The following is a 26,118-nucleotide window of genomic DNA, read 5'->3' as shown; positions in this document are numbered from 1 at the left end:
TCTTTTTTCCTTAAACTTGTTTGTTGCCATCATCGCAATGGCATTCTATATGTCATCATAGCTCGGATTTCCGTACGCTTTGATATTACCTTATCTGTATTCAAATTTATTAGAACGTGGTAGGCATTTGGAGAAAATATGAAAACTAATGACATTCGCAGAAAATTCATTCAATTTTTTGAAACAAAAAAACATACTTATGTCCCAAGTGCCTCCACTATTCCCATAGGAGATCAAACAATCCTTTTTACAATAGCAGGAATGACACAATTTAAATCTTGTTTAACTGGAGAAGAAGTTCGACCTTACAAAAGAGCAACAAATGCACAAAAATGTATTCGTATTGGCGATCTTGATGATGTCGGTAAGGATGGACGCCATTGTACAATGTTTGAAATGTTAGGATCATGGAGCTTTGGAGACTACTATAAAAAAGAAGCTATCCAGTGGGCGTATGAATTTTCTAAGGATGAACTAAAATTAGATATGAGCCGTTTTTGGGCTACTGTGCATCATAGCGATCAAGAAGCTTTTGACATTTGGAAATCAATTGGTGTCCCAGAAAACAGAATTGTTCGCTTAGGCGATAAAGATAATTTTTGGGCAATGGGGCCTACTGGACCTTGTGGACCATGTTCCGAATTGTATTTAGATCAAGGAGAACAAGTAGGTGACTGCTATGCAAAAGGTTTGCAATGCAAAGGTCCTGGTTGTGATTGTGATCGTTACCTTGAATATTGGAATCTTGTTTTTATGCAATATAATAGACAGGAAGATGGTACTTTAAAAGATTTACCAATGAAAAGCGTTGATACAGGCTGTGGACTTGAACGCCTTACTGCTTTAATTCAAGGTAAAACTTCTAATTTTGATATCGACATATTTAAGAATATAAAACAAAAAATATCTTTAACTGCAGGTATTACTGGTTTAGAAAAGCTAACTAAACAGCAAGAAATAAGTTGTAATGTGATTGCAGATCATATTCGCCTTCTAACATTTACTTTAGGCGATGGTGCACATTTTTCTAATGAAGGAAGAGGATATGTATTAAGACGAGTTCTCAGAAGAGCGGTTAGACATGTTAGTAAACTAGCTCCGAATTGGCCAAAAAATAAATCATTTTTAGAACAAATTGTTTCTGTTGTTGTTGAAGAAATGTCAGAATTTTATCCTGAAATTAAAAAGAATAAAATACAAATAGAACAAGCAATTCAAACTGAAGAATTACGTTTTAATACTACTCTTGAAAGTGGTTTAACAAAGTTTCAAGGATTTATTGAAGAAACTAAATTAAAAAATAAAAAAGTACTTTCTGGTGAGCATGTATTCATTTTACATGACAGCTTTGGATTTCCATATGATTTAACTCAAATTCTTTGCGAAGAACAAGGTTTTACTGCTGATATTGAAGGATTTAACAAACATATGTTGGAGCAAAAAGAAAGAAGTCGCTCCGATGCAAAGTTTTACAAATTTGATCAAGATGATTCACCTTGGATAGAGTTCCATCCAAGTAATCCACTCCTAGACAAATCATTTGCGGGCTATCATATTGTTTATCAAGGCGCAGTTAAAAATAAACAAGAAATTATTGAAATAACTATCCCTTTCCCGCAAATCAAAAAAATCCGGCAGCTTAAAAATAAAATGTTTGAACTTATTATTTCAAACACTCCTTTTTATCCTGAAGGAGGCGGACAAGTTTCTGATTCTGGCTGGTTTATAACAAATAACTCTTATGGAAAAAATGAATTTGAAGTCGTTGATGTTAGGAAAACTGTAAATGCAATTGTCCATCTTTTAAAGCATGAAGAATTTAGCTCAGAAAATGCTAAATCTTTAACTAATTCAGAGTTGATACAGTTATTTGGCGAACAATCTAAGGTTACAGCTTTGATAGATTTTTCTTTAAGACAAAGTACTATGCGTAACCATACAGCTACACACCTGTTACATAAAGCATTGCAAATCGTGCTTGGTGAAAACGTTCGACAAGCTGGATCTTTAGTAAATTCCTCTATTCTTCGCTTTGATTTTTCGCACAACAAAGCTATGAGTAACTCAGAAATATTGCAAGTAGAAAAATTAGTTAATGAACAAATTTTAAAAAATATTGTTGTGGAAACTTATGAATCTGTTCCTTTAGCCAAAGCAAAAGAAATGGGTGCGATGGCAATGTTTGATGAAAAATATGATGAATTTGTGCGAATGCTTAACGTTCCAAATTTTTCTTTAGAATTATGTGGCGGAACACATGTGACTGCTACTGGGCAAATTGGAATGTTTAAAATTATCTCAGAGGGAAGCGTTACGAGCGGTGTCAGAAGAATAGAAGCTCTTACGGGGCATAACTCTTATGAGTATCTAAATAAAACCAAAGAAGCAATTCATACAGTAACAGATTTATTAAAATGCTCAGAGCATGATATTTCTCAAAAAATTGTTTCGTTAAAAGATCAGCAAAAAGATTTGGAAAAACAAATTCAAGTTTTACAGAGCAGATTAGTAAATGCCGAAATTTCTGAAATTTTAGAGAGTGCAAGTGATATTCAAGGCAAAGCAAAACTTGTCGTCAAATCCTTTGCTGAAATTGATCTTAAAGAACTTGAATTACTTTGTGATCGTTTAAAAGAAAAGCCAAACATAATAGCAATTCTTGCAACAAAAGCAGACTCAAGAATTCACTTTATGGTTGGTGTTAATTCTCAATTACTAAAAGAGCATAAGAAGCTTTCAGCAGGTCAAATTGTCAAACAACTTTCTGAACTTGTAGATGGTAAAGGCGGAGGTCGCCCAGATTTTGCGCGTGGAGGTGGAACTCATCTAGATAAATTACCTGATGCCCTATCCAAAGCTGAGGAAATAGTTATAAATTTTATCTAGATGGAAAATAAAATTTTTTATATTTCATCTATGACAACTGTCATCAATTTTATTTCTTTTCTCAGTTACCTTTTTTATTTTCAGACTGATTTTATAAAAGGTAATTTTTTTGTCTCTAATGATTAGGGTTTTAGAAAATATTCCTTAATGCCAATAAATATTCCTATATTTTTTTAAAATTATAGCAAGTTGAGTTTTTTATAGAATTCAACTCTTTATTTTTTTTTCACTGCAACAAAATTTTTTTGTCAAATAATTTCAAAAAGAAAACCCAATAAATGCACTTTTCGCATTTACAGATTATGCTTGAAGGGAATCAATTAATTTGACTAACCAGAAATAAAGAACTAAATGAGTTGTGTAAATAAATGTTCGGATTTCTCAATGGGAAGCTTTATAGCGCCTGAAAGATTCCATATTCATAAAATTTTTTTAACTTCGAAAGGTGATACACCATGAAACTTAAACGAAGTATTGGTTTATTTGGCATTATTTGTGCCAGCCTTGGCGGAATTGTAGGATCTGGCTGGCTCTTCGGTTCCTTGTATGCGGCGCAAATGGCAGGACCGGCCTCATTGATATCTTGGCTCATCGGTGGTGTAAGTATCATGTTTCTTGCCCTCACATTTGCTGAGTTGAGTACAATGTTTCCTATCTCTGGGGGAGTTGCTGCTTTTCCAATTTTTACTCACGGTAAACTTGTGGGTTTTATTCTTACCTGGATCACTTGGATTACTTATGTAGTTTCTATTTCTCAAGAGGTTCAATCTACCATTCTCTATATGGGAAATCGCTATCCTTCCTTAATTCAAAAAGTAGATGGGATTAATGTTTTTACATCTACTGGTTATATTATCTGTTTTTTAACCATGCTTGTACTGATATTGTTAAATAGCTTTGGTGCAAAGTTTTTGGCCAATGCAAATAACTTCATAAGTACTTGGAAACTTCTTGTTCCCTTCCTTGTTGTTATTATGTTCCTAATGACATCACATAATGTGGATAATTTAGGTTTAACATCAACTTCTCCACACGAATTTGCTCCTTATGGAATTAACGGAATATTTTCTGCCGTAGCACTAGCTGGTGTTGTATATTCATTTTGCGGATTTCAACATGCAGCTCTTCTTGCGGGCGAATCAAAACGTCCACAACGTGATATTCCCTTAGCTCTAATTTTATCTATTTCTATCTGTATCGTCCTCTACTGTGGACTCCAATATTCTTTTATAACAGCAATGCCTGACAGCGCATTAGCAAATGGTTTTAAAAATCTTTCTTTTGCTGGTGATGCAGGTCCACTCGCTGGACTAGCTGCAAAAATTGGAATTTTTTGGCTTGTTACTGTTCTTTATATTGATGCTATAGTTTCTCCATTAGGAACAGGGGTACTTTATGTTGCATCAAGTGCCCGTATTGTCCAAACCATGAGCCAATCTGGAAATGCTCCGAAAATTTTCGCAAAAATTGCCAAATCCGGCATTCCTATGCGCGCCATTTTTCTAAATTTAGTGGTTTCAATGCTAGCGTTTCTTCCATTTAGTGGCTGGAAAGCAATTGTTTCCTTTCTTTCTTCAGCTCTTATTTTTTCCTTTGCAGTTGGACCTATCTGTTTAATTGCATTAAGAAAACAACAACCAAACAGACCACGTCCATTTAGCCTTCCTTTTTATCCATTACTATCATTTATTGCCTTTTATGTTTGTAACTTAATGATCTACTGGTCAGGTTGGAATGTAGTCTGGAAATTAGCAGTAACCGTTATTGCCGGTTTAGTTGTATTTGTTATTTCAAATCACCTAGGAAAAAACTCGATTGATAAAGAGCATATTGCTAATAAATTAGACTACAAATCAGCAGTATGGCTTATTCCTTATATGCTCATTTTCTGTGTACTATCTTATTTTGGCTCCTTTGATGGTGGACAAAAAGTTATTCCTTTAGGTTGGGACTTTTTAGTATTAGGTGTATTTAGTTTATTTATCTTTTATCTATCAACTAAATATTGTTTGCCTGCCGCAGAATCTGAAAAAAATACCGAAGCATTGCTTGCTAAAAAAGGCGGAAATTAATTTTTATTTCAATTAAGTTTTATTAAATATTTGTTTAATAAAACTTAATTTATCTTAAATTTTCCCTAAATAATTCTTTAATATTTTAATATATTCGGGAGTTTTTTTAAATTTTTCAAAGGAATTTTCAATTTTTTGAATTAATTCTTTTGGAACATTTTTTGAAGTAGCAAGAAAATTTTCTTCTATATCTATTTTTTTTCCAAAATTAAAACTTGAAATATCCTGATTTTGATTCTTAAGTTCAGCAACAATATCAATCTTTACATCATACCAAGTATCAATTCTTTTATCGAGAAGTTTTTTTAAAATAGCTGTTTGATTAAAAGATGTTTCTATATTTTCTAGATACAATCCATTCTTAGTATCTTTTAAAGTTTGTTCCATGGAAGACCCAAAAAGTACTCCTATTATTTTATTTTTGGCATCATTAAAGTTATCGATATTTTTTTCACTTTTCAAAGTTAAAAAAATGGATTCTAATTCATACAGTTTTGAAACCCAAATATAATTGTTTTCTCTTTCTTCATTTCTAGTTAGAGGTAAGATAAAAGTTTTTTTATTTGAGTTTAATAAAGTATCTAATTGAGCTCTTTTCCAAGGAAGATAAATAATTTTGTAAGAGATATTACTTTGACTTAAAGCATTGGTAAGAATATCTCCAGCTATTCCTGTTATTTTATTTTCATTTAAAGCCACTGTTTGATTTGAAAATTCATGTGTTAATATAACAATATCGACCTCTTCTGCAAAAGCAGAATTTACAAAGATAAGCAGAAAAATTAGAATTATTTTTTTCATATATCTACCAAAAATAAATTTTTAAATTTGTTTTTATTTTATATCATATTTTATGAAGTATAACAATCTTTAATTCTTCCAAAAAGTGTATGTCAAATCCAAGCACATATTATTTATATTTATGAATATTTTGTTTTATAGTGTTTTCCCTTACTTTTCCAATTTGATTCCAAAATTTTTCACATAGATCCTTGTTTTTTTCATAAAAACTTTTTCCAAAAACTAAGAAATAATCTTTTTCAAGGACAGCTGGATTTAATTTAATAATTTTATGATGATCTGGTAGTTTTGAGTTAAATATATCAATTGTTAAATCGTGTTCCACCAATGCATCTAGCCTACCGGTACTCACTTTTTTAAATAAAACTTCAGAACCTTTACTTTCCTCAAAAGGAATATTTAATTTTTTTAAAGTTTCTAAGACTGAGCTCCCTCTAGATGCTCCTATATTAGAATGATAATTTAAGAGCTTACTCCCATCCCAAGATACCGTTGAGTTTTTATACCTGTAAAAATGATACTTCAAAGAAAACACTCGTCTTGTACTATCAGCTTTACCATTACTAAAAGGAAAGACTCCAAATTCAGTTCTTTCAGGTAAATAAGAAAAAACAAAAATGCCATCTGCTTCTTCTTTTTTTAAAGAAATAAAAACCCTATTTGTAGGTACTCGAAAATATTCAATATTTATTTTGAGATCACTTGCCGCTTTAGAAATAATATCAAGGGACAAACCTGGAGGTTTTGCTACTTTATCATCGTTTCCCATTTGATTGGGGGGAGAATCTTTATCGGGATAGAATAATTTAAGCGTCAATGCCTCACTTGTGAAAGAAAAAAATAAATAAAATATTGTGAAAATTTTTTTCATTCCTTTATTCCCTAGTAATTAAAAAGTAAGTAAATTAGTAATATTTTTTATAACGAATAAACAAATGAAATTTCTGGACTCACTTGAATGTCTCCATACATGTAACCAATTATTATTCCGAGTAATAAATTTAATTTTTTTGTCATAGCCCATTTATATCCCGGAACAAAACCTCCAATTAAATCATTATATGAATCAGATTTATTATCATTTTTCTTAATAGTAACAGATTCATATCCACCAAAAATTCCTAAATATATTCCACTTACATTAGGAGCAGTAAAATATAAATTAAGACGAATTTGACTTTGCCAACCTGTGACTTGAGGATCAATATTACGGGTATCAAAATAAGTGCCATATAATCCAATTTGCACATATGGTGAAACATAAGTGGAAACTCCTGCCGAATATAATCCAAATAAGGGGCCTAAGATATTTAAAGATAAACCAACATTAGGAGGAACTGAAGATGATTCTTTTTCTTCATATGCAAATGAATTTAATTGAAAAATAATTGTTAACCAAAAAAACAATACTAAAAAAAATTTACGGAACATCATTTTCTCCATATTTTTCTATTTTAGTCATTAAAGAATTTGTTTCTTTATTAGGAAAAAAGATATTATCTTCAGATAAAGAAAAGGTAACTTTATGTGGACCATTTAAAACATTTTTTTTACAACCTATAAGTTCAAGATTTGTTTGAAAGGTTTTTCCATTAATTTTAATAGGATCTTCAATACTACCTTGTAAGGTATTATGGCATTCCATAGTTCTTTCCATCCCAATTGCAAATAAATCCTTTTGTTCAATTTTATCGGATTGTATTTTAAATGAATATATTTCCTGTTTAAGTTCTTTTTCATTTACAATCGTTTTTTTCGTGACAAAAATAAGCATGCCATGACTATCAAAAAATTCAAGTGGTTCTTTATCAATTTGAATATCAGAATAGTGTTTAACTCTTTGCCAACCTCCATAACCGTTTCTTAATAAAACAATTGTTGCTAAATTTTTATTTTCATTACATCCTTTCATAATCACAAAAGCTTCTTCATCATTTTTGTTTAATATTTTTCCTCTTGTTTCATAAAAATAAATAAAATTATTGTTATTATTGTTATTATTGTTATTATTGTTATTACTAATATATTTTGGGCAACTATTACACTGTGTGAAAAATTCATTAAATTTTTCTTTAATTTCTTCACCACATATGGGAGAAAACACTTCCGCATTTGTAAAATGTTGTAAATTATTGACTAAAACAATTTCCTTCTTCTCAGGTTTATCGTTTTTTTCAGGTTTTTTTTCTATTTTTTTGGCAGGTAGAGCAATATAATTTTTTACAAAAGGAGCCTTTTCAGCCAACTTAATTTTCCCAAGATCAAGTAATTGCTTGGAATCTTGTGGAAAAAACTTAAACAATAAAAAACCTGCAATTATACTTGGAGTAAAAAAAAGAATTAAAAATATTAAAAATTTTTTCATAATTTTAAAAAAACTGTAATTGTTGAGTTACATGTTTCACAATATTACCAATATCTTGACTAGTTAAACCTAATTTTTCTAGTTCAATTTGATTTACCCTTGTATCTCGATGATAGTTTTGAAAGGCGTTACCAAAACGATGGGCAATTATATCTGCTATACACATTATATTAATTAATTTATTTTGCTCTGACGACAATGTCTTAGGTCGAAACTTTTCATCTGTATGATGATACTTTATTAAGGTAATTACACTTTGAGGTAATTGCCATTTTTGCAGCAGAACTTCAGCTAGCTGTTCATGCGCTTCTAGTTTTAATAATTTTTCAGCAATATTAAAATCAATTTTCTCTTTTATGCATTTTTCTGTCACTTGTTTCATTAAGGTTTTGTCAGAAATAGCTCTAACTAGTAAACCAACATCATGGAGCAAACCTGCAACTAATAAATCAGATAAAGCATCGATTTTTAAGAATTTTGCAATTTCAAATGCAACCTGTGATACCCAAGAAGAATGTTTAGTAAATGATTTTACATTAAAAAAATCTATTGCTTCAAACTCAAATAACTTTTCAATAGAATATTTAATAAGAATTTGCATTAACGAACTAAGACCAATTCGAGTCATTCCTACTTTTAGATCACTTGTTGATTGCCCCATTGAATAAACAGAAGAATTTGCAAGCTTTAATATACTTGATGTAATACCAGCATCTTTTTGAGCATGGTTAGCTAATTTGCCGATATCAGCTTCCGTACTATACATTTGGGCTAGACATTCCCGAACGGCATCGGGAATGGAAGGTAACTTAATATCTTTAGTAGAATTATTTTCCATATTTCCCTCATTAGAATATTCATTGAATATATTTTTTCCAGTTTTGTTCTAACTCTAACACAGCGGCACAATAAATACCCATTTGAAAAGGTGCTCCCCAATCAAATAAAGTTGATAATGTAACAGGATCCATTCCATGTGATAGACATATTGATTTAAAATTTATGATATCAATTTCATTATTTAAATACGAATGTAACTCGCATTTCAATAAAAGAAGAGGATAAAATAAATTAGCTTCAAGCCAATTATATTTCCCTTTTTTGGACACTCCATTTCCATTTAAAAATATTCTTTCAGCATTTAAAGCATTTTTTTCTGCTAAAAATAAATGATCAACTAAATGCATTCCTTCAGGTAATATTTTTTGCTGTTTTGCATCTACTATATGCTGTAATTCATGGACAATTAAAGAAGCTTCATACAATTCAAAATCATTCTTTTTTGAAAGAAATAGATGGTTTGTATGCCCTACCCCTACTAACGAAAAAAACCTATCAATTCTATCAATGATATGAGTTTGATAGTCTGGTTTTGAATTTTCTCCAAAAAAGTATTCCTCTATTTCTTTTAAAGAAAATTTTTTTGTAAAGATTGACCCTATAGGAAAGAAAACTGGACGCCAACTTTCAACTACAAGTTGCATAACACTTTCAATTAAATACTCTGGAATATAGTACATTTCTTTCATAAAAATTTTAAGAAAATTAATTATTGATTTTTCATTTTTCTCTAAATTAAAATTCCATATTTTAGCCAATTCATTTAATTTACAAAAAAAAGATAATGGCTTATCAGTATTGTTTGTTTTATTTTTTTCGTACGAATTTATTTTTTCCAGAGAATTTTTTAAGAGAAGTAATTCAGTTAAATCTTTTTTACTAATATTTTTCTTTTCAAAAGAATAACAAATCCACTTATAATATTTAGATACTAATTTATTATATTGCAGAGCCTGTTCGTTGAAATTTTTTGAAAATTGATTTATTACTGATTGTGCAGCAATCATTTTTTGCAAATAAGTATGTTCATTTGGAGTAAGAAAACCGAGTTCAGCTTTGGTAATGAAACTTGATATTTCATCCAAATTAAAGCAAAAATTCACTTATAACTCCTAACTAAAATTTGAGGTACCACCTTGTCTCAAAATAAAACTACATTATGGGAAAAGTTATCTTTTTCCGACGTAACAAGTATTATGCTAAAGTTAAATAAACGATCTGCAACTAAAAAAGATTTAAACTCAATTCCATTTATTAATGAAACTTTGCAAAAAAAAGACCCATATCCTTCATTTCTGCAAGCACTCCCATTGTTAAGAAAATCTCCATTTAAATCATTAATAGTATTTGAAAAAAACCAATTCACAAAAATGTTTTTAATTCATATCACAGACGTAACAGCTTCTTTACTTGCAGCTTTAACAGCTGTCCAAGTTTTAAGAAGTTTAGAGCAAACATCGGAACATTTTCGTTTAATAGATTTATTGTATCAGAATCCAACCACAAACGAAAAGTTATTTTTTAGTATGTCTTTGGCTGTTATTATATTTTTGCTTAATATTTTAGCAACCAGCTTGCATGCCCAAAAAATTGAAAAGGAAATGCTCCTAGCTTGGAGAATCCCATATAAACTGATGTTTTATATTTACACACAATTGCTTTCCATCAGTAAAAAAGACAGAAATAGGTTTCAATCAGGCGATATCACCAATATGGCACAAAATGATACAAGATTTTTAGGAGATTATCTTTCCCACGCAATGGTCGACTTTCCCGTTCTATTAGTGTCTTGCATTTTAGTGATGATAATTATGATCTCAACCATTGGAAAAATTGCTTGGTTAGGTTTTATTATAATAAGTTTACAAATCCCAATTTCAATCTTTTTTACTTGGTTAGGAAACAGATTGCACCATGAAATGATGCGGCGAGGTGACAAGAGATTGCAACTTGTTACAGAATGGATTCAAGGCATGCGCCTGATTCGTTACTTTGGTTGGGGAAAGCATTTTAAACAAGAAATTAACGAAGCAACTTTATCTGAATATAAACAAGATTTAAAAATTGCTGCAAAATATTGCACCGCTTTTGCTATTACGCATAATTGGTGGATGGTTGTGAGTAGTGCTATATTTGCAGGAGTTGTATACTTGGATGGACAAAAAAATGCTTCAACAATTTTTGCTGCAATTTGGTTTTCTGGCATTTTAGGCCATCAAATTACCCCATTACCTTGGTTTGTAAATGCTTGGTCGCAAGCTCTTGTAGCCTCAAAAAGACTAAAAAAAATGTATCTTGCCCGAATTCAATATGAAGAATTTCCTAAAAATTTAGAAGAAAAATTTTCCCTTGAAGAAAAAAACTTAATTAACAAAATTATTGAAAAAAAAGAAAAAATGTCTTTTTCTATATCATTTTCTTTAGAAAATGTATCTTTAAAATTTTCTGAATCAGAACCTTATGTTTTAAATAATATAAATTTAGAAATACCTGCTAATAAAACTATTGCAATCATTGGACCTGTTGCTGCAGGAAAATCTATTTTACTTCAATTATTAATGGGTGATTTAGTTCCAACAGAAGGTACTGTCCGTTTTAAATTACTTGTAAATGAGAATAACAAAATTACTGAACTAAATTGTTTCGTTCACACTTCTACAGGAATTAATATATTAAGAGCTATTCAAAGTTATGTGCCTCAAGAAGCTTTTATTATGAACAGTACAATTAGAGAAAATATTCCTTTAAAATACAAAACAGAAAATGAATTATATTCGAGTGAAAAAGACATCATAAATTCTTTATACGCCGCTAGTTTTAAAAGTGACTTAACAAATTTTAGCCAAGGATTAGAAACTGAAATTGGAGAAAAAGGTGTAAATTTATCAGGTGGACAAAAACAACGCATTAGTTTATCCCGCAGTGCATTTAAAAATTCTAGCTTAATTATTCTTGACGATCCTCTTAGTGCAGTTGATGTTAAAACAGAAAAAGAACTAGTAACAAATATTTTTTTAGGCGAATGGGGAAAAGAGAAGACTATATTATGGGCTACGCATCGCCTAGAATTTTTAAAATATTCTGATTTAATTATTTTTTTAGAAAACGGTGAAATTTGTGAACAAGGTATATATAAAGATCTTATAAAAAACAAAAAATCAAGATTAACACAATTCTTAGCAGGCATAGAAAATTATGGAAGAAACTAAAAAATTTATTGCAAAAGAAAGTGTTCAACAAGGCAGTATTGGATTTGCTTTTTTTAAACGTTACTTTATGGCAATGCAGGGGGTTAAATATTTTACACCAGTTATATTTATTTTAATTATTTCAGCCAGTATAGGTGAAAGTTTATTTCGCTATATTGTCTCTCTCTGGGTTGATAAATGTTCGAATAATCAATGCAACCATGAAATTAAATTTTTTAATGAATTAAAAAATTGGTTACAACATGCAAATGCAGAACAAATAACAACATTTTTCTTTTCATTTTGCGGAATAGTTATAATAATTAAAGCTTTAGATTGGCTTGTTTTAATTGGTTTTTTATCAAATGGAGCAAGAGTTCTGCATGATCAAATGGTAGAAAGTTTTTCCAATGTTCGTGTTACATTTATGGATGAACATCCATCTGGCCGACTAATACGCCGTTTTAGTGGCGATTATATTCAAGCTAAAGACGAGATTCCAAATATATTTGCAGATATCTTAGGAACTTTTGTTGAGTTGATAATTATTACTATAATTGTCTTATATCAAACACCTTTTGCTATTTTTTCAATTTTACCTTGTGCTTTATTTTATTTTCGGATTCAAAAAATATTTAAATCAGCTTCAAGAGAAATCCAAAGGCTTGCAAAGGTTCTTGAAACACCAATTTGGAGTTTATTTACTGAATCAGTTGTTGGTTTCCAAACGATACGTGCCTATGGAAAAACAGAAGAATTTATCAATCGTTTAAAAGCAATAGCCCAAGATTTTGCAAAAGCATCTTTACTACAAAGCAGAATTTTACGTTGGTTAAATATAAGACTAAAAGTAACATCCGAGTTTTTTTCTTTTACTATAACGTTAATAGCTATTTATTTTGTTACACAAGGAAAAATTGGAATTGGACAAGCGGGTTTTTTAATGAGTTTAACAATTGGTTTAGACTCCATCATGCAATGGTTAACTAGGAGTTTATCTATGATAGAAGCCAAAATGGTTAGCGTAGAAAGAATCATTGAATATAAAAGTTTACCTTCAGAACATAAAAATGCAGATTTAGAATTTATTCCTATCCCCCCGCAATGGCCAGAACATGGTGAAGTGAATATATTAAATTTAAAATCAAGCTATAGAGATGATTTACCAATTATTTTAAATAATTTAACTGTATCCTTTCCAGCAGGAAAAAAAATTGGGATTATTGGCAAAACGGGCGCAGGAAAAAGCACATTATTTCAAGCTTTTTATCGAATGGTATTTTTCCATAGTGGTGAAATATTAGTAGATAATATTGATATTTTACAATTACCATTAGAAAAATCGAGAGAAATATTTGCTATTGTTCCGCAAGAACCCCATTTATTTTCAGGAAGTTTAAGATATAATCTTGATAGAACACAAAAATTTACTGAAAATGAAATTTGGGAAGCCTTAAAAGATGTCCAGCTCGCAGATTATATTTCTAATTTACCTGGAAAATTAAATTATACCGTTGCGGAAAAAGGCACAAATTTTTCTGTGGGGCAAAGACAATTAATCTGTATGGCAAGAGCTATATTGAGTAAAGCAAAAATTATTTTAATGGATGAAGCCACAGCTAGTGTTGATTTAGAAACAGAAAAGTTAATTCAAACAGCAATTAAAAAAGCCTTTGCAAATAAAACAACTATAGTGATTGCACATCGCTTAGATACCTTGAAATCAGCGGATTACGTTGTTCTGCTTGGCAACGGCAGACTCCTAGATTATGGTAGGCCTGAACAAATTCTTACCAAATTAGGTAATGAACTTGAGACGCACTTAACTTAAATATTTCAATAGGAACGCTAAAATGGAAAAGGCAGTTAAAATTTTAATAACTGGAAAATTACATGAGGTTGCTTTAGATCTTCTAAAAAATCAGCCACCTGAACTTTCCGTCTCTTCTCCATTACAAATTGTGTACCTCCCAGATGCCCCTAGGGATGTCATTCTAAAAGAAATTGTAGATACAAACGTATTAATCAGTCGTTCAGAAACAGATGTTGACGAAACATTGTTATCTGCCGGAAAAGAATTAAGAATAGTGGCTCGCGCTGCTGTCGGTTATGGTAACATAAACTGTGATTTAGCAACAGACCTAGGAATTTTAGTTGTTAATACCCCAGGAAAAAATACCAATTCGGCAGCAGAACTCACATTTGGTTTACTACTTGCACTTATTCGCAAAATTCCAACAGCCCATATTAGTACTAGTCAAGGTGGTTGGAATCGTCACCATTTTACAGGAACTGAATTAGGCGGAAAAACTATTGGTATTGTCGGCTTAGGCAATGTTGGACATAGAGTTGCTAAGTTTGCTTTAGGTTTTGATATGCGCGTTATTGCTTATGACCCTTATATTTCAGATGAGGTATTTCGCCGCAATGGGGCAGAACGTAAAAATACTTTAGAAGAACTTCTTGCTGAATGTGACATTCTTTCAGTTCATGTTCCCTTAAATAAAGAAACCAAAGGCATGATCACTGAGGTTGAATTAAAGAAAATGCACAAGGGCGCTTTTGTTCTAAATGCTGCACGTGGAGGCATAATTACTGAAAAAGGTTTATTAAATGCCTTAAATGAGGGCTATATTGCTGGTGCAGGAATAGACACCTTTGATAATGAACCAAAACCAATGGCCGATCTCATCAAACATCCAAATATAATTGTAACGCCCCATATCGGAGCTAGCACCTTAGAAGCTCAATTCCGCATTGGTGAAACCATAGCTGTGCAAGTTTTAAAAGCTTTGCGTGGAGAAATTGTTGATTACCCTGTAAATTTACCACATGTTTCCTTACTTGGCTCAGGCGATCTTCGTGCAATCTCTGTTTTAGCTGAAAAATCAGCACATGTTGCTGCCCAAATTTTTGATTTTCATCCTGCTACATTGCGCTTAACCGTTACTGGAGCTTTAAAACAAGAAGATCTACAAATTCTAAAACTTTCTACATTAAAAGGCTTTTTAGCTCATGCGTCTGATGAGTTTGTTTCCTATGTCAATGCTGAACGTTTACTGGCAAAAAGAGGCATCAAAATTGAGCTAGCTTTGAAAAATAATTCACTAAAAAATGAATTGCTCATAGAAGTTTTTGGGAGTGGAGCAAATGAGAAAATTTCTGTAGGCTCTGTTTTATATGATGGAAAAATTGCAAGACTGTGTTCAATCAATGACTTTTTATTTGAAATTGAACCCGATGGTGATCTTATCATCATGCAAAATCATGATAGACCGGGTGTGATTGGGGATGTTGGTTCCTACTTAGCAAAAAACAATGTCAATATTGCACAATTTGAGTTATCCCGAAATCGCAGAGGTGGTATGGCAATGAGTTTGATTCGTGTAGATGGCGAATTACAATCTGCTACTATCAATGGTTTGCGAAAACTGCCAAATTTAATTTCAGCACGTTTGGTCAGTGGGCTCTAGGAAGCTTATAAGTTATTGAAAATCATATATTACTGTGATAAAAAGAGAAGTTGCCATATTTTGTCTCAAAAGGAGAAACCTTTGAATCCAAGTTATGAAATTATTGAACAATTATATAGACTTGACATTGATTCTGGGCTTGTAACCCAAGATCAACGCGTTGCTCAAAAAGAACTTTCTGAGCTTGCGAAAAAATCAAAAATCAGTGAAGAAATTATTTCAAAAACCAGAACTGATATGTCTTTCAATGAAGCTGAGCTTCGTCGTTTGTACAAAAAGCTTGATGATCTTGAGGAACGAAAAGCTGAACGTTCTGCTAGGCTCTTTGCAGCAAAAAATGATGATGATCACAGAAGCTTAAAACGTGAACTCGATCATGTTGAAAGAGAAATTCGTGATACTCAGAAAAAAGCTGATGAAACAGAAAACAGAATAGAAATGTCGAAATCTTTGTTTCAAAAAGCTGAAGCTGAACTTTCTGCATCAACAAGTGCATCAGAAGGTGAACGCAGAAAAGCACAAGAAGCTGAAACAAAATCTGCAGGTCGCTTGACTGAAATTAATAAAGTGCGCGACACGTATTTATCTCGTTTAGACGATAGAATTGCTCAACACTATATACGTGTTGCCAAAATTACCCGTAATCCTAATGGTCCTATTTGTCGAGTAATTGAAAGAGCATGTGGCAATTGCCATATAGGTTTATCTCCGCAAATTTTAAACAATATTGCCAGAGGTAAATCGGTTGAATTTTGTCCTAACTGTTCGCACGTTCTCCTTCCTAGTTCACAAGTTTAAGTTTCTTTTCAATAAAAAAATACTAGTGAAAATAAAAAGAGAGTAGTTAAAACTCTCTTTTTTAATTACTTTAATAGTAATATGAGTAATTTTTAAATTTATTTTAATTAAGTCTTTTTAATATATATTTGAAAAATTTTTTAAGATAAATATTACCTATATTTTAAAATTAAAAATACAAGCATCTTATCATCAACACGAATATGAATTTCAAAATACTTTCTATTCCTTTGATTACAATCAATACTATTTTACTATCTCATGAATAAAAAATTAAAGAATAAACTATACAAGAAGTAATTCATTATGACTAAAAAATAATTAAAAACAGCTAGATTGTAATATTGAATATTTTTATAAAAAATAAAAAATATTCAAATTATATATCCCAATAATTAAGTAGTAATTTCCTCAAAAAATTTTCATTTAAATAAATCTTTAAGATTACAAACACAAAATAAAATTTCACTAAATAAATTTCTTATTATAAACAAAAATTAATAAATAAACTTAAAAGTAGTACTATATTTATATTTAAGCAAATATTGAATACAAGAATGATTAATTATTACTAATTCAAAAATAAAGTAAATTATAAATTCACATATTGACAAGTTAAATATTATAAGTTAACAAAAAGAAGTTCAATAATAAATAAACAATATAATAAAGGGAATAGTATGAAAAAAATACTTCTTGCTTCTTTAATGTTAGCTTCAACTTCTGTTTTCGCACACAATTTACCACAAAATTCAAAGTGGAGCAGTGACTACACTCCTGGAAAAGGAACTTATTCTGTAAATGTAGTTTCAAGTGATGAAATTGAATTAACCGCTGATGGAAATCTTTGTGGATTTAATGATCTAGGTGATGTTTCTTTTTGTACTAGAATGTTTTTTTTCCCAACAAGAGGAGTATTAACATCACTAGCAATACCAGCTCCAAGATCGACTCTAGTTTATAGTTTAGAAAATACTGAATATAGAATAGTACATGATATTACAAAAAGTGGATTTATCCGTTTGTTAAAAGTTGATGAAAATGGTGGAGTGAAAGAATCTGTTAGATTGTTTAAAAAATAATTATTTTAATTTTTTAATGCCGCACTAGCTTTTTACTAGTGCGTTTTTTATTGCATTTTATTTATTTCTTCTCGGTCTGATGAATATTTTCATGAGTTTTAAAAATAGATGAGAATATACTTAATTTACAAAAAAATATTTTGTTACTTTTTATGACTTTATTTTTAATATTTTTTTCAGGAAAAATAAGAATAAAAAATATAATAATGTAAGGGGAAAATATTACTACATAGTAGGGTATATAATGAATTAAATATCCACTAAGTAAAGCAATTAATGCTATTGCAATCGTTGAAATTTGATATTGTTTTGCTGTCAGGTCTAAAATTTGTTTCGATTCAAAAGTTCTCTGAATTGATCCTGCCCCACATTTGATGATGTCATCTTTTTTTGTTAAAAGAGAAAAGTTCAAATAGGTGTCAGGATCATTATTCTAAATATCTAATTAACAAATATCTTTTTAATGCATTACAAATAGATTTTATAAATATAATTTACATTTAAACTTAATAAATATTTTTTACTATTCCAATTTCATTCGAAATGTAATTCACATAATTTTTCAATTATTTTACCAAATGCAAATACTTTATTTTGGTCAATATCATAATTAATTTTTTTTTCTTTGAATTTTTTAAATTTATTCGGATTACTATCAACAAATTTCTCTAATGAATTTAAATAAATTTCTCGATCATCATCACTATTAAATTTTCTTAAGAGCTTTAAATTATCAGAATTTATTTTATTTTTAGAAAGAACTTGATTTATTTTTCTTTCAATTCGACCTCCTTTTGTTGTTGGATCTATCTCCAACTGGTACATTAATGGTTTTTCATCGAATTCTTTGTAAGTAAGTGTGCATAAAGTTTCTTTTATTCTTTCTGATCCATCTGCATTCTTATCTTCAACATAAAGAACTTTTTGTCCTAAATAGATCATGAATTCTAAATGCCCACTTCTTCCACCTAAATGAATAACATTAGTTGTACCAAGTTCAGCAATCAAAGCATATTGTTCAAATAAACTGATACCTCCTTTTATAGTATGTTTTGCATCTAAAATAAATTCTTTAAAATTTTTTTGATCATAAATATCTTTCGGAGAATATTTAGAATGATATTTTTTATTTGTTTCAATAAAATCATGTATTGAAACATTATTTTTAAGATATATCCCTTTAATTTTTTCATATATTTTTTTATTACATATTATTTCATTTTTTTTATCTTTCATCCTATTTCCATCATCATTGAAAATAACATCCCAACCAAAAATTTCTTTTGCAAAAAAACCAATAGCTAAATCAAGTGTAAAACTTAGTTTATGTTCTTCATGATAGTTTTCCCCAGGTTCTACATCACAAATATTATTCTTTCCTAAGTAAGCTTTAACTTTTGTATGAATAATTAGAATTTTTGTTTTACCTTTTATTAAATTATTAAATGTACTTTCTTCAAAAATTTCATTTCGTATTATAGGTACTAATTCATCAAGATTTGTTAAACTAGTTATGTGAATATCTCCTTCTTCTTTCAACATCATATGTCTTTGAAAATGAAAAATATCTAACGGATTTTCTTTGATAAATTCAATTTTTCTTTTCATATAATTGTCTGAAAATTTATCATAAATGGGTGATATATTATCCATTTCAATTTCATTTTCAAATTTTTTTTTAAATTCACTATATCTTACAGTATGTATTTTTACTTTATAATCATTCACAATTGTATTGACTTTACATGAATTCAGAAATTTTATGATCCAGTCTGGTGTTCCAGAAGCCAAATAAATGAATACATATCTTGTTGTTTTCTTTATTTTTCTAAGACTTGATAAATATAAACCTAATATACCAATTATTCTCAGATCGCCAGTCGCATTCCATTTAATATTTGCATAAAAAATATCATTTTCTACGATGTTGAAAGATTCTATTTTAGCAAATTTTCTGTCATCTTTTTTATTAAATACTGATTTAAATTTTTCACCACTTGATCTACCTTTAACAAACTTTGATTCTTCCCAAACCCTCTTTCCCATTCCCCACCCCTCTTTCTTCACTCCTCTAACCCTACTCAACTAATGCAATTTCTAATTAGAAAATTATTTCCCACCGACAAAATTTTCCTAGGAAGTTCTAAAAAAATAAAAAAAATTTATTCATTTATGTTTTCATGAAACTTTAAAATTTAATTTTTATGTCCTAAATTTTTCACTATAAATTAACAAAATAACATAATTTAGTTTTATTTTTATTAAAATACACTCTAATTATTCTGAAAATTTTCTAATAAATAATAATTTCATGATGAAATAGAAGATTAAATCTTAATTTTAAGATCCTATTTTTAAATCAAAGTAATTTTGCATCAAATTCGTATTTGAAAGCAAAAAAAAATTAATTTTTTTGTTGTGGAAAAAAGAATAAAAAATTATCATTGCGGTAAACTTTTTTTTACAACTATTGAGGGCAGGTACCAATGAAAATCAAACTGATTTTAGCGTTCTCCACAACTTATTTTAGTTTAGCTTATAGTTTATTTGCATTGGCTGACGCTCCAAAAAGTGTGCGTTGGACGTTTAAAGAAGATAACAATAGTGACTTTGTGCATATTATTGATGTAATTAATCAGAAAACTGGTTTTGCTCTTTCTGTATCAGATTTTACAATGCTAGAAAGTCGTAAACTGGCAAAATATAATTATCTTATGCTCACGCAAATGCAAAATGGGTTGCCAATAGAAGGTAACACATTACGAATTTGGACAAATAACCAAGGGCAACTTTTTCAAGTTGAAGCACAAGTGAGCGATAAATCTTCTCCAAAATATTCTAAACTAAAAAGCACTTTGGGTGATGAAAGCGTTGATACTCTTCTATCCTCAGATGCGACAATGGATTTAGTACGCAACGAAGTTTTAAATCATCCTGATGATAAACAAATACGTGATGTAAAATGGAAAGACGTTATAGACAAAGATAAAATATTACGTATCGTGAAAGTCAAAAGTAAACACGGAACTCATACAATTAAGATTGATCCTACTAACAAAAAAGTTGTAGATCATCTTTATGAAGATTTTCCTAATGCAGACAACGACAATAAAACACTAAGTGTGCCTGTACACATTTATCCAATTTATGAAGAAATTGAGAAAACTAATGAGTTAATGCCACGTTCTCCAAGTTTTTTACGGAACCTTAATAGTAAGATCTTCAAAGCAGAGACAGATCCTTTTGCACCTTTACGTAACATAAAATACTTAAATTCCATGTTTGATCCATTTAAAGGATTAACTGCAGCTGGACGGAAAGAAGGATATTGGGCTCCTTCCTACGTAAAAAGACAAGGTAACGCAATTCGTAGCTCACTACCTTTAGTTGATAATAACTTTGCTTCGGGTTTTCTTCTTGAAGGAAAATATACTTCAATTAATGTTCATCCTGAAGCTATGAAGCAATATGCTGACAAACTAAACTTTAAGCCGCAATTTTCAGGACAATTCCGTTTTGATTATCGTGATAATGAAATGGTACCAACCGGAACTTATCATGCTAAACCGTTTACTTCGCGAAAACAAATGGACCAAGTCGATGCGGTTCGTCTCCCTGATCATAATGTTGTTGAGTACATGAACAACGGTTTTGATGCTATTCAAGTTTATTGGGCAGTTGATCAAATGTTTCAATCTCTGCAAAAAAGTGGTTTTAATGATCCAGAGATATCCACCCGACCATTTCATGCATTTTTATACGATCCTGATATTTCCATGAAAAATAATGCTTATTATACTGACGACACAATTAACTTTACAACTTATTCCCCAAGCCAAGGTAACATGGCCCGTGACAATACGACGATTTGGCATGAACTTGGACATGGTGTGATGGATCGCTTGATGGGCGATTATATTAATTTAGCTGGCACAGGTGGACTCAGTGAAGGCATGGCAGATTTTGTAGCACAAATGGTGTTGCATGATGTAACAGGTGCTGGTTCTTTCCCTGGCTTATCTGATATGCGGATTATCAATAAAACTGGATTTTTCTTAACCAACGAAGTTCATGATGACGGTGAAGCTTTCGGTGGGACAATGTTTGATATTTTAACGGCAGCAGAAAAGAAATTTGGAATTTATACCGGATTGCAAATGATGACAGATTTAACATTAGATGCAATGCGCTTAAGCCGTAACCACCCTGCACTTGGTGAGAAAGAGTGGTTTGAACACATGTTATTTGCAGATGAACTTGGAAATGGCAAACTTCGTAAAAGTGGTGCTTTAAAAGAACTTATTTTAGCTGCATTGGCCAATAGAAACTTCAGTTTGGATAATAATTCACATGCTGAATATATTTTTAAAGCAGATGGGAAAGATATTATTGCTGGACTGCCAGGCTCTCGTTCAAAGCCTATTCCAGTGAAGCTAAAAGCAGGAGAAACAAAAGCTTTTAATTTAACTGTACAACTTAAAAATTCAGCAGTTTACAAATTTAAATTTCCAGTTCAAGTGAAAGTCAGTTTAGGTGGAGGTCCTATTCAGGGCGCAATTCACTGGAAGGATGAAGAAAAATATCCTTTAGTATATACCTTAAATTCTGAGAGTGATTTTGCAAAAATTCCTCTAGCTGTAACTGGCCAATGCGATGAAGTGAACCGTGATGATGGTAGCTGTGTGGATTATGCTTCGGTACAAATTCTGAACAATGGACAAGATATAACTAGTAGGCCAGTGGCGAAAAAACGCTTTTATATCAGAATGAAGCAAGTTAATAATATTAATATTGGCTCTTTATAGCAATTTTTCTATCAAAATTAAGAAATATTTTAAGAAATATTATTTAATAATATAATAAATAAAATAAACAAAATAAAAATTATTTAAGATCAATTTTATTTTTTAATACTTTATTTGTCATTTATTATCATAATGTTGCGAGATAAATTTAAATTAATATTCATTTTAAAAATTTGCCATAAAATTAAAATTGTTTGTACTTCTTAAACATGCTATATGTTTTGTTTGTTTATGAAGTAAGGAATCTATTATGAAAGTCATTGTTTTTAGCGCCCATGATTATGAAAAGCCATATTTTTCCGAATTAAATACAGTCAATAACCATGAATTATTCTTTGTATACAATAATTTAAATTTAGAATCTGCTATCATGGCCAAAGGCTTTGATTGCGTTTGCGCTTTTGTGAATGACAAATTAGATGCTGAAATATTAGTTAAATTAAAAGAAATTGGTATTAAATTAATTGCTTTACGTAGTGCTGGTTTTAACCATGTCAATTTAAATGCTGCCTTTGAACTAAACCTTCCTATTGTTAGAGTTCCAGCTTATTCTCCACATGCTATTGCAGAGCACGGAGTAGCATTATTGTTAACTTTAAATAGAAAAATTCACAAAGCTTATAATCGCTCAAAGGAATTTAATTTTTCATTAGAAGGTTTAGTAGGATTTGACTTACATGGCAAAACAGTAGGTATCGTTGGAACAGGTAAAATTGGATTAGAAATGGCAAAAATTATGCATGGTTTTGGTTGCCAGATCTTAGCATATGATAAATATCCAAACACAAGTTTAAACTATATGCAGTTTGTTTCGTTAGATGAAATATATAAAAAATGTGACATCATATCACTGCATATACCTTTGACAAATGATACGCACCATTTAATTAATGAATCCGCTTTTTCTTGTATGAAAAAAAATGCCATTATTATTAATACTAGCAGAGGTGGAATTATAGATACAAAAGCATTAATTGAAGCATTAAAAACAAAAACTATTAAAGGTGCAGCTCTTGATGTGTATGAAGAAGAAGAAAATTATTTCTTTTCTGACTTCTCGGGTAAAGGAATTGATGACGATAATTTAGCAAGACTGTTAACTTTTCCAAATGTAATTGTTACTGGCCATCAAGGATTTTTAACTGCTGAAGCAATTCATAACATTGTTGAAACTACGTTAAATAATATTTCTGACTTTGAAAATAAACTTCCTTTAATTAATGAAGTTAAAATTCAAAAAAATAATTTCTAATTGAGCTCTCTATTTCTATTTAATGTAACAACAATTCAACCTAATGATTCAGGTTTTTCTTTATTTCTTTAGCTTGCAGTCTATTGCAAAAATGCCAACATTATGTGATTTCTTATATCGCTTGTATTCGTAGGAATACAAAAATAATGCGCTTAAGGAGTAAATTCATGCTTTCGCTAGAAAAACGCCTCATTTTAGACTGGACAAAAGTCCATGATGTTTTTCCTATTGAAAAACATCTTGCCAATGAAACTAATAACTTAATTTCGGCAAAAAAAGCTCTTGCAACTGGAAAAGGCAAAAGTCCTGAATTTACAGGTTGGGTTCATTATGTAAAAGAAGAATGTCCGAAAATTATAAACGAAATAAGCAAAACTGTAGAAACCATAAATAACCATTCAGACGCAGTTGTTGTAGTTGGTATTGGTGGCAGCTTATTAGGAACCAAAGCTGTCTATGAAGCGTTGACTCACACTTATGCAGCAGTAAAACCAGATCAATTCCATAAAAAACCCTTATTATTTTGGGCTGGGCATCATTTAGCTCTTGATGAACTTTCTGAGCTGCTCGATGCCCTAGATTGCTATACTCCTAGTTTAATAGTTGTCTCCAAATCTGGGGGCACTACAGAGCCTGCCTTAGCATTCAGAGTTTTAAAGCAATATCTTGATGATAGATTTGGAACCACCGAAGCATCACACCGTATTTTTTCAATTACAGATCCTAGTGATGGAACTCTGTTAAAAATATCAAAAGAAAATAACTATCCTCATTTTAGCATTCCTAAAACAGTAGGTGGAAGATATTCAATATTTACTCCAGTAGGTTTGTTACCTTTAGCAATTGCTGGAATTAATATTCAAGAATTTGTTGCTGGTGCTCAACAGGCTTATGAAGACAGCTTGTCTGAAAAAAATCATTCCTTAGAAACAAACCCCGCACTTTGCTATGCTGGTGTTCGCAATGTTTTATATAAAAACAATTATAAAATAGAATCCCTATGCACATGGACACCAAAGGCCAAAGGGATTGCCGAATGGTGGAAACAACTTTTTGGCGAAAGCGATGGCAAAGAAAATACAGGTATTTTTCCCGCAAGCGCAAATTTTACGACAGATTTGCATTCATTAGGCCAATATTTTCAAGATGGAGAAAGACATCTATTTGCCACTCATCTTAAAATTCAAGATGAATACTCACTAACTAAAGGATCAATGAAAAGAAAAATAAAAATTCCTGATCCTAAATTAAATGATGGCTTTGATTTCTTATTAGGAAAAGATCTTTCCTATGTTCAAAATGAAGCTCAACAAGGAACTTTTCTTGCGCATTCCGATGGGAAGGTACCAACTTTGGTTTGGGAAATGCCCGAATTAAACGCTTGGTGGATCGGTTATTGGATGTATGTAAACATGTTAGCTTGTGGTATTGGTGGTTATGCACGAGGAATCAATCCTTTTGATCAACCAGGGGTTGAAGACTACAAAAATAATATGTTTGCACTCCTAGGGAAACCCAGTTATGCTGACAAAGCAAATCAAATAAAAAACAGATTAAATTCAGGTAGCCGTTTACGTTCTTTAGGATTAACTACTAAGTAAACAAAGTAGAACATGCAAGAGGTCGAAGAATGAATACTGGTATTACAATCGACAGAGAAAAAGAAACTGCAGTTATTGGAAATATAACAGTAAGACTTGCAAAAGAATTTGAAATCAAGGCAGATTGGCTTGGAAATGAACTCGCAGCCCATCAACTAAGAGCATCATGGCTTCGTTTATCTGATGATGATCTTCCGATGAATCCTAGACTTGTTGGAAAACCTGGAGTTGGTAAAACAACATTAGCTGTTGCGGTTGCACGGGAATTAAAATATCCAGTTTATTTAATGCAAGGAACAAGTGATACCCGTCCTGATGATTTAATTGTTACTCCCGTTATTACTGAAGGGAAACAAATTAGTTATGTCGCAAGTCCTATAGTAACAGCCATGTTACTTGGCGGCGTGTGTATTTTAGACGAAGGCAATCGTATGTCTGAAAAAAGTTGGGCTAGCCTTGCATCTTTACTTGATCATCGTCGTTATGTTGATTCCATTATTGCAGGAGTTCGTATTCATGCGCATAAAGAATTTCGCTTTGTTACCACAATGAATGATGATTCCAGTGTGTATGATTTACCAGAATATATTCAAAGTCGTTTAAACCCACAAATATTTTTAGATTTTGCTGATATTGAAACAGAAGCAAGAATTATTCGCTTTGCAGTTCCTTATGTAGAAGAAAATTTACTATCATTATTAGTAACATTTTTAGCAATTGCGCATAAATATGAAGAATCATTTTCTGTGCGTGATGGAATTCAAATAGCAAAATATGCACAACGATTGAAAAGTTTAAATAAAGAATTAACTTTACCAAAAGCTTTAAAAGCTAGTGTTTATTCTATTTTAGGAGAGGATGCTTTAAAATATTTTCCTGCAGATGAACAAATGCAAAATGAATCACAATCCTCAACTCGACCAAATTTAAGACCAGTATAAAATTTTTTTAATAT

The 26,118-nt window shown here is 30.7% G+C and carries 19 protein-coding genes; 11 read left to right on the top strand and 8 right to left on the bottom strand.

What is annotated here, in order from left to right; all coding sequences use genetic code 11:
- The first annotated feature begins 138 nt into the window (after nt 1–138).
- Both alaS and QEJ31_RS13380 read left to right on the top strand, forming a co-directional pair.
- Nucleotides 139–2,886 (top strand): alanine--tRNA ligase, encoded by a 2,748-nt coding sequence (gene alaS / locus QEJ31_RS13385; RefSeq protein ID WP_280590850.1) that lies wholly within the window; start codon nt 139–141, stop codon nt 2,884–2,886.
- Nucleotides 2,887–3,341: 455 nt separating this feature from the next.
- A complete protein-coding gene (locus tag QEJ31_RS13380; protein WP_280590849.1) occupies nt 3,342–4,958 on the top strand; it encodes an APC family permease in 1,617 nt (538 codons plus the stop codon).
- A gap of 54 nt (nt 4,959–5,012) precedes the next feature.
- On the opposite strand, the gene QEJ31_RS13375 is transcribed toward QEJ31_RS13380, so the two are convergent.
- The 6 genes from QEJ31_RS13375 to QEJ31_RS13350 all read right to left on the bottom strand — a co-directional run bounded on the left by QEJ31_RS13375 (nt 5,013) and on the right by QEJ31_RS13350 (nt 10,067).
- Nucleotides 5,013–5,759, bottom strand: coding sequence for an ABC transporter substrate-binding protein (locus QEJ31_RS13375; RefSeq protein ID WP_280590848.1), 747 nt, complete (start codon nt 5,757–5,759; stop codon nt 5,013–5,015).
- A gap of 109 nt (nt 5,760–5,868) precedes the next feature.
- A complete protein-coding gene (locus QEJ31_RS13370; protein WP_280590847.1) occupies nt 5,869–6,630 on the bottom strand; it encodes a transporter substrate-binding domain-containing protein in 762 nt (253 codons plus the stop codon).
- Nucleotides 6,631–6,677: 47 nt separating this feature from the next.
- Nucleotides 6,678–7,190, bottom strand: coding sequence for a DUF3575 domain-containing protein (locus tag QEJ31_RS13365; protein ID WP_280590843.1), 513 nt, complete (start codon nt 7,188–7,190; stop codon nt 6,678–6,680).
- Nucleotides 7,180–8,061, bottom strand: a complete 882-nt coding sequence (locus tag QEJ31_RS13360) for a hypothetical protein (RefSeq protein WP_280590841.1) — start codon at nt 8,059–8,061, stop codon at nt 7,180–7,182. Before QEJ31_RS13360 ends, QEJ31_RS13365 begins: the two co-directional genes overlap by 11 nt.
- A gap of 67 nt (nt 8,062–8,128) precedes the next feature.
- Complete coding sequence (locus QEJ31_RS13355; RefSeq protein ID WP_280590840.1) at nt 8,129–8,962, bottom strand: HDOD domain-containing protein; 834 nt, start codon at nt 8,960–8,962, stop codon at nt 8,129–8,131.
- Nucleotides 8,963–8,981: 19 nt separating this feature from the next.
- A complete protein-coding gene (locus tag QEJ31_RS13350; protein ID WP_280590838.1) occupies nt 8,982–10,067 on the bottom strand; it encodes a hypothetical protein in 1,086 nt (361 codons plus the stop codon).
- A gap of 33 nt (nt 10,068–10,100) precedes the next feature.
- Here QEJ31_RS13350 and QEJ31_RS13345 point away from each other — a divergent pair, with 33 nt between their 5' ends.
- The 5 genes from QEJ31_RS13345 to QEJ31_RS13325 all read left to right on the top strand — a co-directional run bounded on the left by QEJ31_RS13345 (nt 10,101) and on the right by QEJ31_RS13325 (nt 17,505).
- Nucleotides 10,101–12,173, top strand: coding sequence for an ABC transporter ATP-binding protein (locus tag QEJ31_RS13345; protein ID WP_280590837.1), 2,073 nt, complete (start codon nt 10,101–10,103; stop codon nt 12,171–12,173).
- Nucleotides 12,160–13,983, top strand: a complete 1,824-nt coding sequence (locus tag QEJ31_RS13340) for an ABC transporter transmembrane domain-containing protein (RefSeq protein ID WP_280590836.1) — start codon at nt 12,160–12,162, stop codon at nt 13,981–13,983. The genes QEJ31_RS13345 and QEJ31_RS13340 overlap by 14 nt, the downstream gene beginning before the upstream one ends.
- A gap of 22 nt (nt 13,984–14,005) precedes the next feature.
- Entirely contained in the window at nt 14,006–15,625 is a 1,620-nt protein-coding gene (gene serA, locus QEJ31_RS13335) for a phosphoglycerate dehydrogenase (protein ID WP_280590834.1), read from the top strand.
- Nucleotides 15,626–15,706: 81 nt separating this feature from the next.
- The gene (locus tag QEJ31_RS13330; protein WP_280590833.1) at nt 15,707–16,423 is read left to right on the top strand and encodes a C4-type zinc ribbon domain-containing protein; all 717 of its coding nucleotides are present in this window, start codon (nt 15,707–15,709) and stop codon (nt 16,421–16,423) included.
- 680 nt (nt 16,424–17,103) lie between these two features.
- On the top strand, nt 17,104–17,505 hold the full coding sequence (locus QEJ31_RS13325; protein ID WP_280590831.1) for a hypothetical protein: 402 nt from the start codon (nt 17,104–17,106) through the stop codon (nt 17,503–17,505).
- A gap of 61 nt (nt 17,506–17,566) precedes the next feature.
- Here the strand turns inward: QEJ31_RS13325 and QEJ31_RS13320 are convergent, their stop codons facing one another.
- A complete protein-coding gene (locus tag QEJ31_RS13320) occupies nt 17,567–17,917 on the bottom strand; it encodes a hypothetical protein (protein WP_280590829.1) in 351 nt (116 codons plus the stop codon).
- A gap of 122 nt (nt 17,918–18,039) precedes the next feature.
- Complete coding sequence (locus QEJ31_RS13315; protein WP_280590827.1) at nt 18,040–19,551, bottom strand: hypothetical protein; 1,512 nt, start codon at nt 19,549–19,551, stop codon at nt 18,040–18,042.
- 440 nt (nt 19,552–19,991) lie between these two features.
- On the opposite strand from QEJ31_RS13315, the gene QEJ31_RS13310 reads away from it, so the two are divergent.
- The 4 genes from QEJ31_RS13310 to QEJ31_RS13295 all read left to right on the top strand — a co-directional run bounded on the left by QEJ31_RS13310 (nt 19,992) and on the right by QEJ31_RS13295 (nt 26,104).
- The gene (locus QEJ31_RS13310) at nt 19,992–22,310 is read left to right on the top strand and encodes a hypothetical protein (protein WP_280590825.1); all 2,319 of its coding nucleotides are present in this window, start codon (nt 19,992–19,994) and stop codon (nt 22,308–22,310) included.
- Between the two features lie 250 nt (nt 22,311–22,560).
- On the top strand, nt 22,561–23,562 hold the full coding sequence (locus QEJ31_RS13305) for a 2-hydroxyacid dehydrogenase (RefSeq protein ID WP_280590824.1): 1,002 nt from the start codon (nt 22,561–22,563) through the stop codon (nt 23,560–23,562).
- Between the two features lie 167 nt (nt 23,563–23,729).
- On the top strand, nt 23,730–25,163 hold the full coding sequence (locus tag QEJ31_RS13300; protein WP_280590823.1) for a glucose-6-phosphate isomerase: 1,434 nt from the start codon (nt 23,730–23,732) through the stop codon (nt 25,161–25,163).
- 29 nt (nt 25,164–25,192) lie between these two features.
- The gene (locus QEJ31_RS13295) at nt 25,193–26,104 is read left to right on the top strand and encodes an AAA family ATPase (protein ID WP_280590821.1); all 912 of its coding nucleotides are present in this window, start codon (nt 25,193–25,195) and stop codon (nt 26,102–26,104) included.
- The last annotated feature ends 14 nt before the right edge of the window (nt 26,105–26,118 follow it).

This window comes from Pigmentibacter sp. JX0631, from assembly GCF_029873255.1.
Lineage (GTDB): Bacteria > Bdellovibrionota_B > Oligoflexia > Silvanigrellales > Silvanigrellaceae > Silvanigrella.
Note: the sequence above shows the minus strand (reverse complement) of the source record. Positions and strands in the feature narration are given on the sequence as shown.

What these genes read in the sequence shown, in the direction of transcription:
- QEJ31_RS13365 (WP_280590843.1), bottom strand. Translation starts at nt 7,190, where the DNA reads ATGTTCCGTAAATTTTTTTTAGTATTGTTTTTTTGGTTAACAATTATT.
- QEJ31_RS13305 (WP_280590824.1), top strand. Translation starts at nt 22,561, where the DNA reads ATGAAAGTCATTGTTTTTAGCGCCCATGATTATGAAAAGCCATATTTT.
- QEJ31_RS13295 (WP_280590821.1), top strand. Translation starts at nt 25,193, where the DNA reads ATGAATACTGGTATTACAATCGACAGAGAAAAAGAAACTGCAGTTATT.
- QEJ31_RS13380 (WP_280590849.1), top strand. Translation starts at nt 3,342, where the DNA reads ATGAAACTTAAACGAAGTATTGGTTTATTTGGCATTATTTGTGCCAGC.
- QEJ31_RS13310 (WP_280590825.1), top strand. Translation starts at nt 19,992, where the DNA reads ATGAAAATCAAACTGATTTTAGCGTTCTCCACAACTTATTTTAGTTTA.
- QEJ31_RS13355 (WP_280590840.1), bottom strand. Translation starts at nt 8,962, where the DNA reads ATGGAAAATAATTCTACTAAAGATATTAAGTTACCTTCCATTCCCGAT.
- alaS (WP_280590850.1), top strand. Translation starts at nt 139, where the DNA reads ATGAAAACTAATGACATTCGCAGAAAATTCATTCAATTTTTTGAAACA.
- QEJ31_RS13375 (WP_280590848.1), bottom strand. Translation starts at nt 5,759, where the DNA reads ATGAAAAAAATAATTCTAATTTTTCTGCTTATCTTTGTAAATTCTGCT.
- QEJ31_RS13370 (WP_280590847.1), bottom strand. Translation starts at nt 6,630, where the DNA reads ATGAAAAAAATTTTCACAATATTTTATTTATTTTTTTCTTTCACAAGT.
- QEJ31_RS13300 (WP_280590823.1), top strand. Translation starts at nt 23,730, where the DNA reads ATGCTTTCGCTAGAAAAACGCCTCATTTTAGACTGGACAAAAGTCCAT.
- serA (WP_280590834.1), top strand. Translation starts at nt 14,006, where the DNA reads ATGGAAAAGGCAGTTAAAATTTTAATAACTGGAAAATTACATGAGGTT.
- QEJ31_RS13325 (WP_280590831.1), top strand. Translation starts at nt 17,104, where the DNA reads ATGAAAAAAATACTTCTTGCTTCTTTAATGTTAGCTTCAACTTCTGTT.
- QEJ31_RS13315 (WP_280590827.1), bottom strand. Translation starts at nt 19,551, where the DNA reads ATGGGAAAGAGGGTTTGGGAAGAATCAAAGTTTGTTAAAGGTAGATCA.
- QEJ31_RS13340 (WP_280590836.1), top strand. Translation starts at nt 12,160, where the DNA reads ATGGAAGAAACTAAAAAATTTATTGCAAAAGAAAGTGTTCAACAAGGC.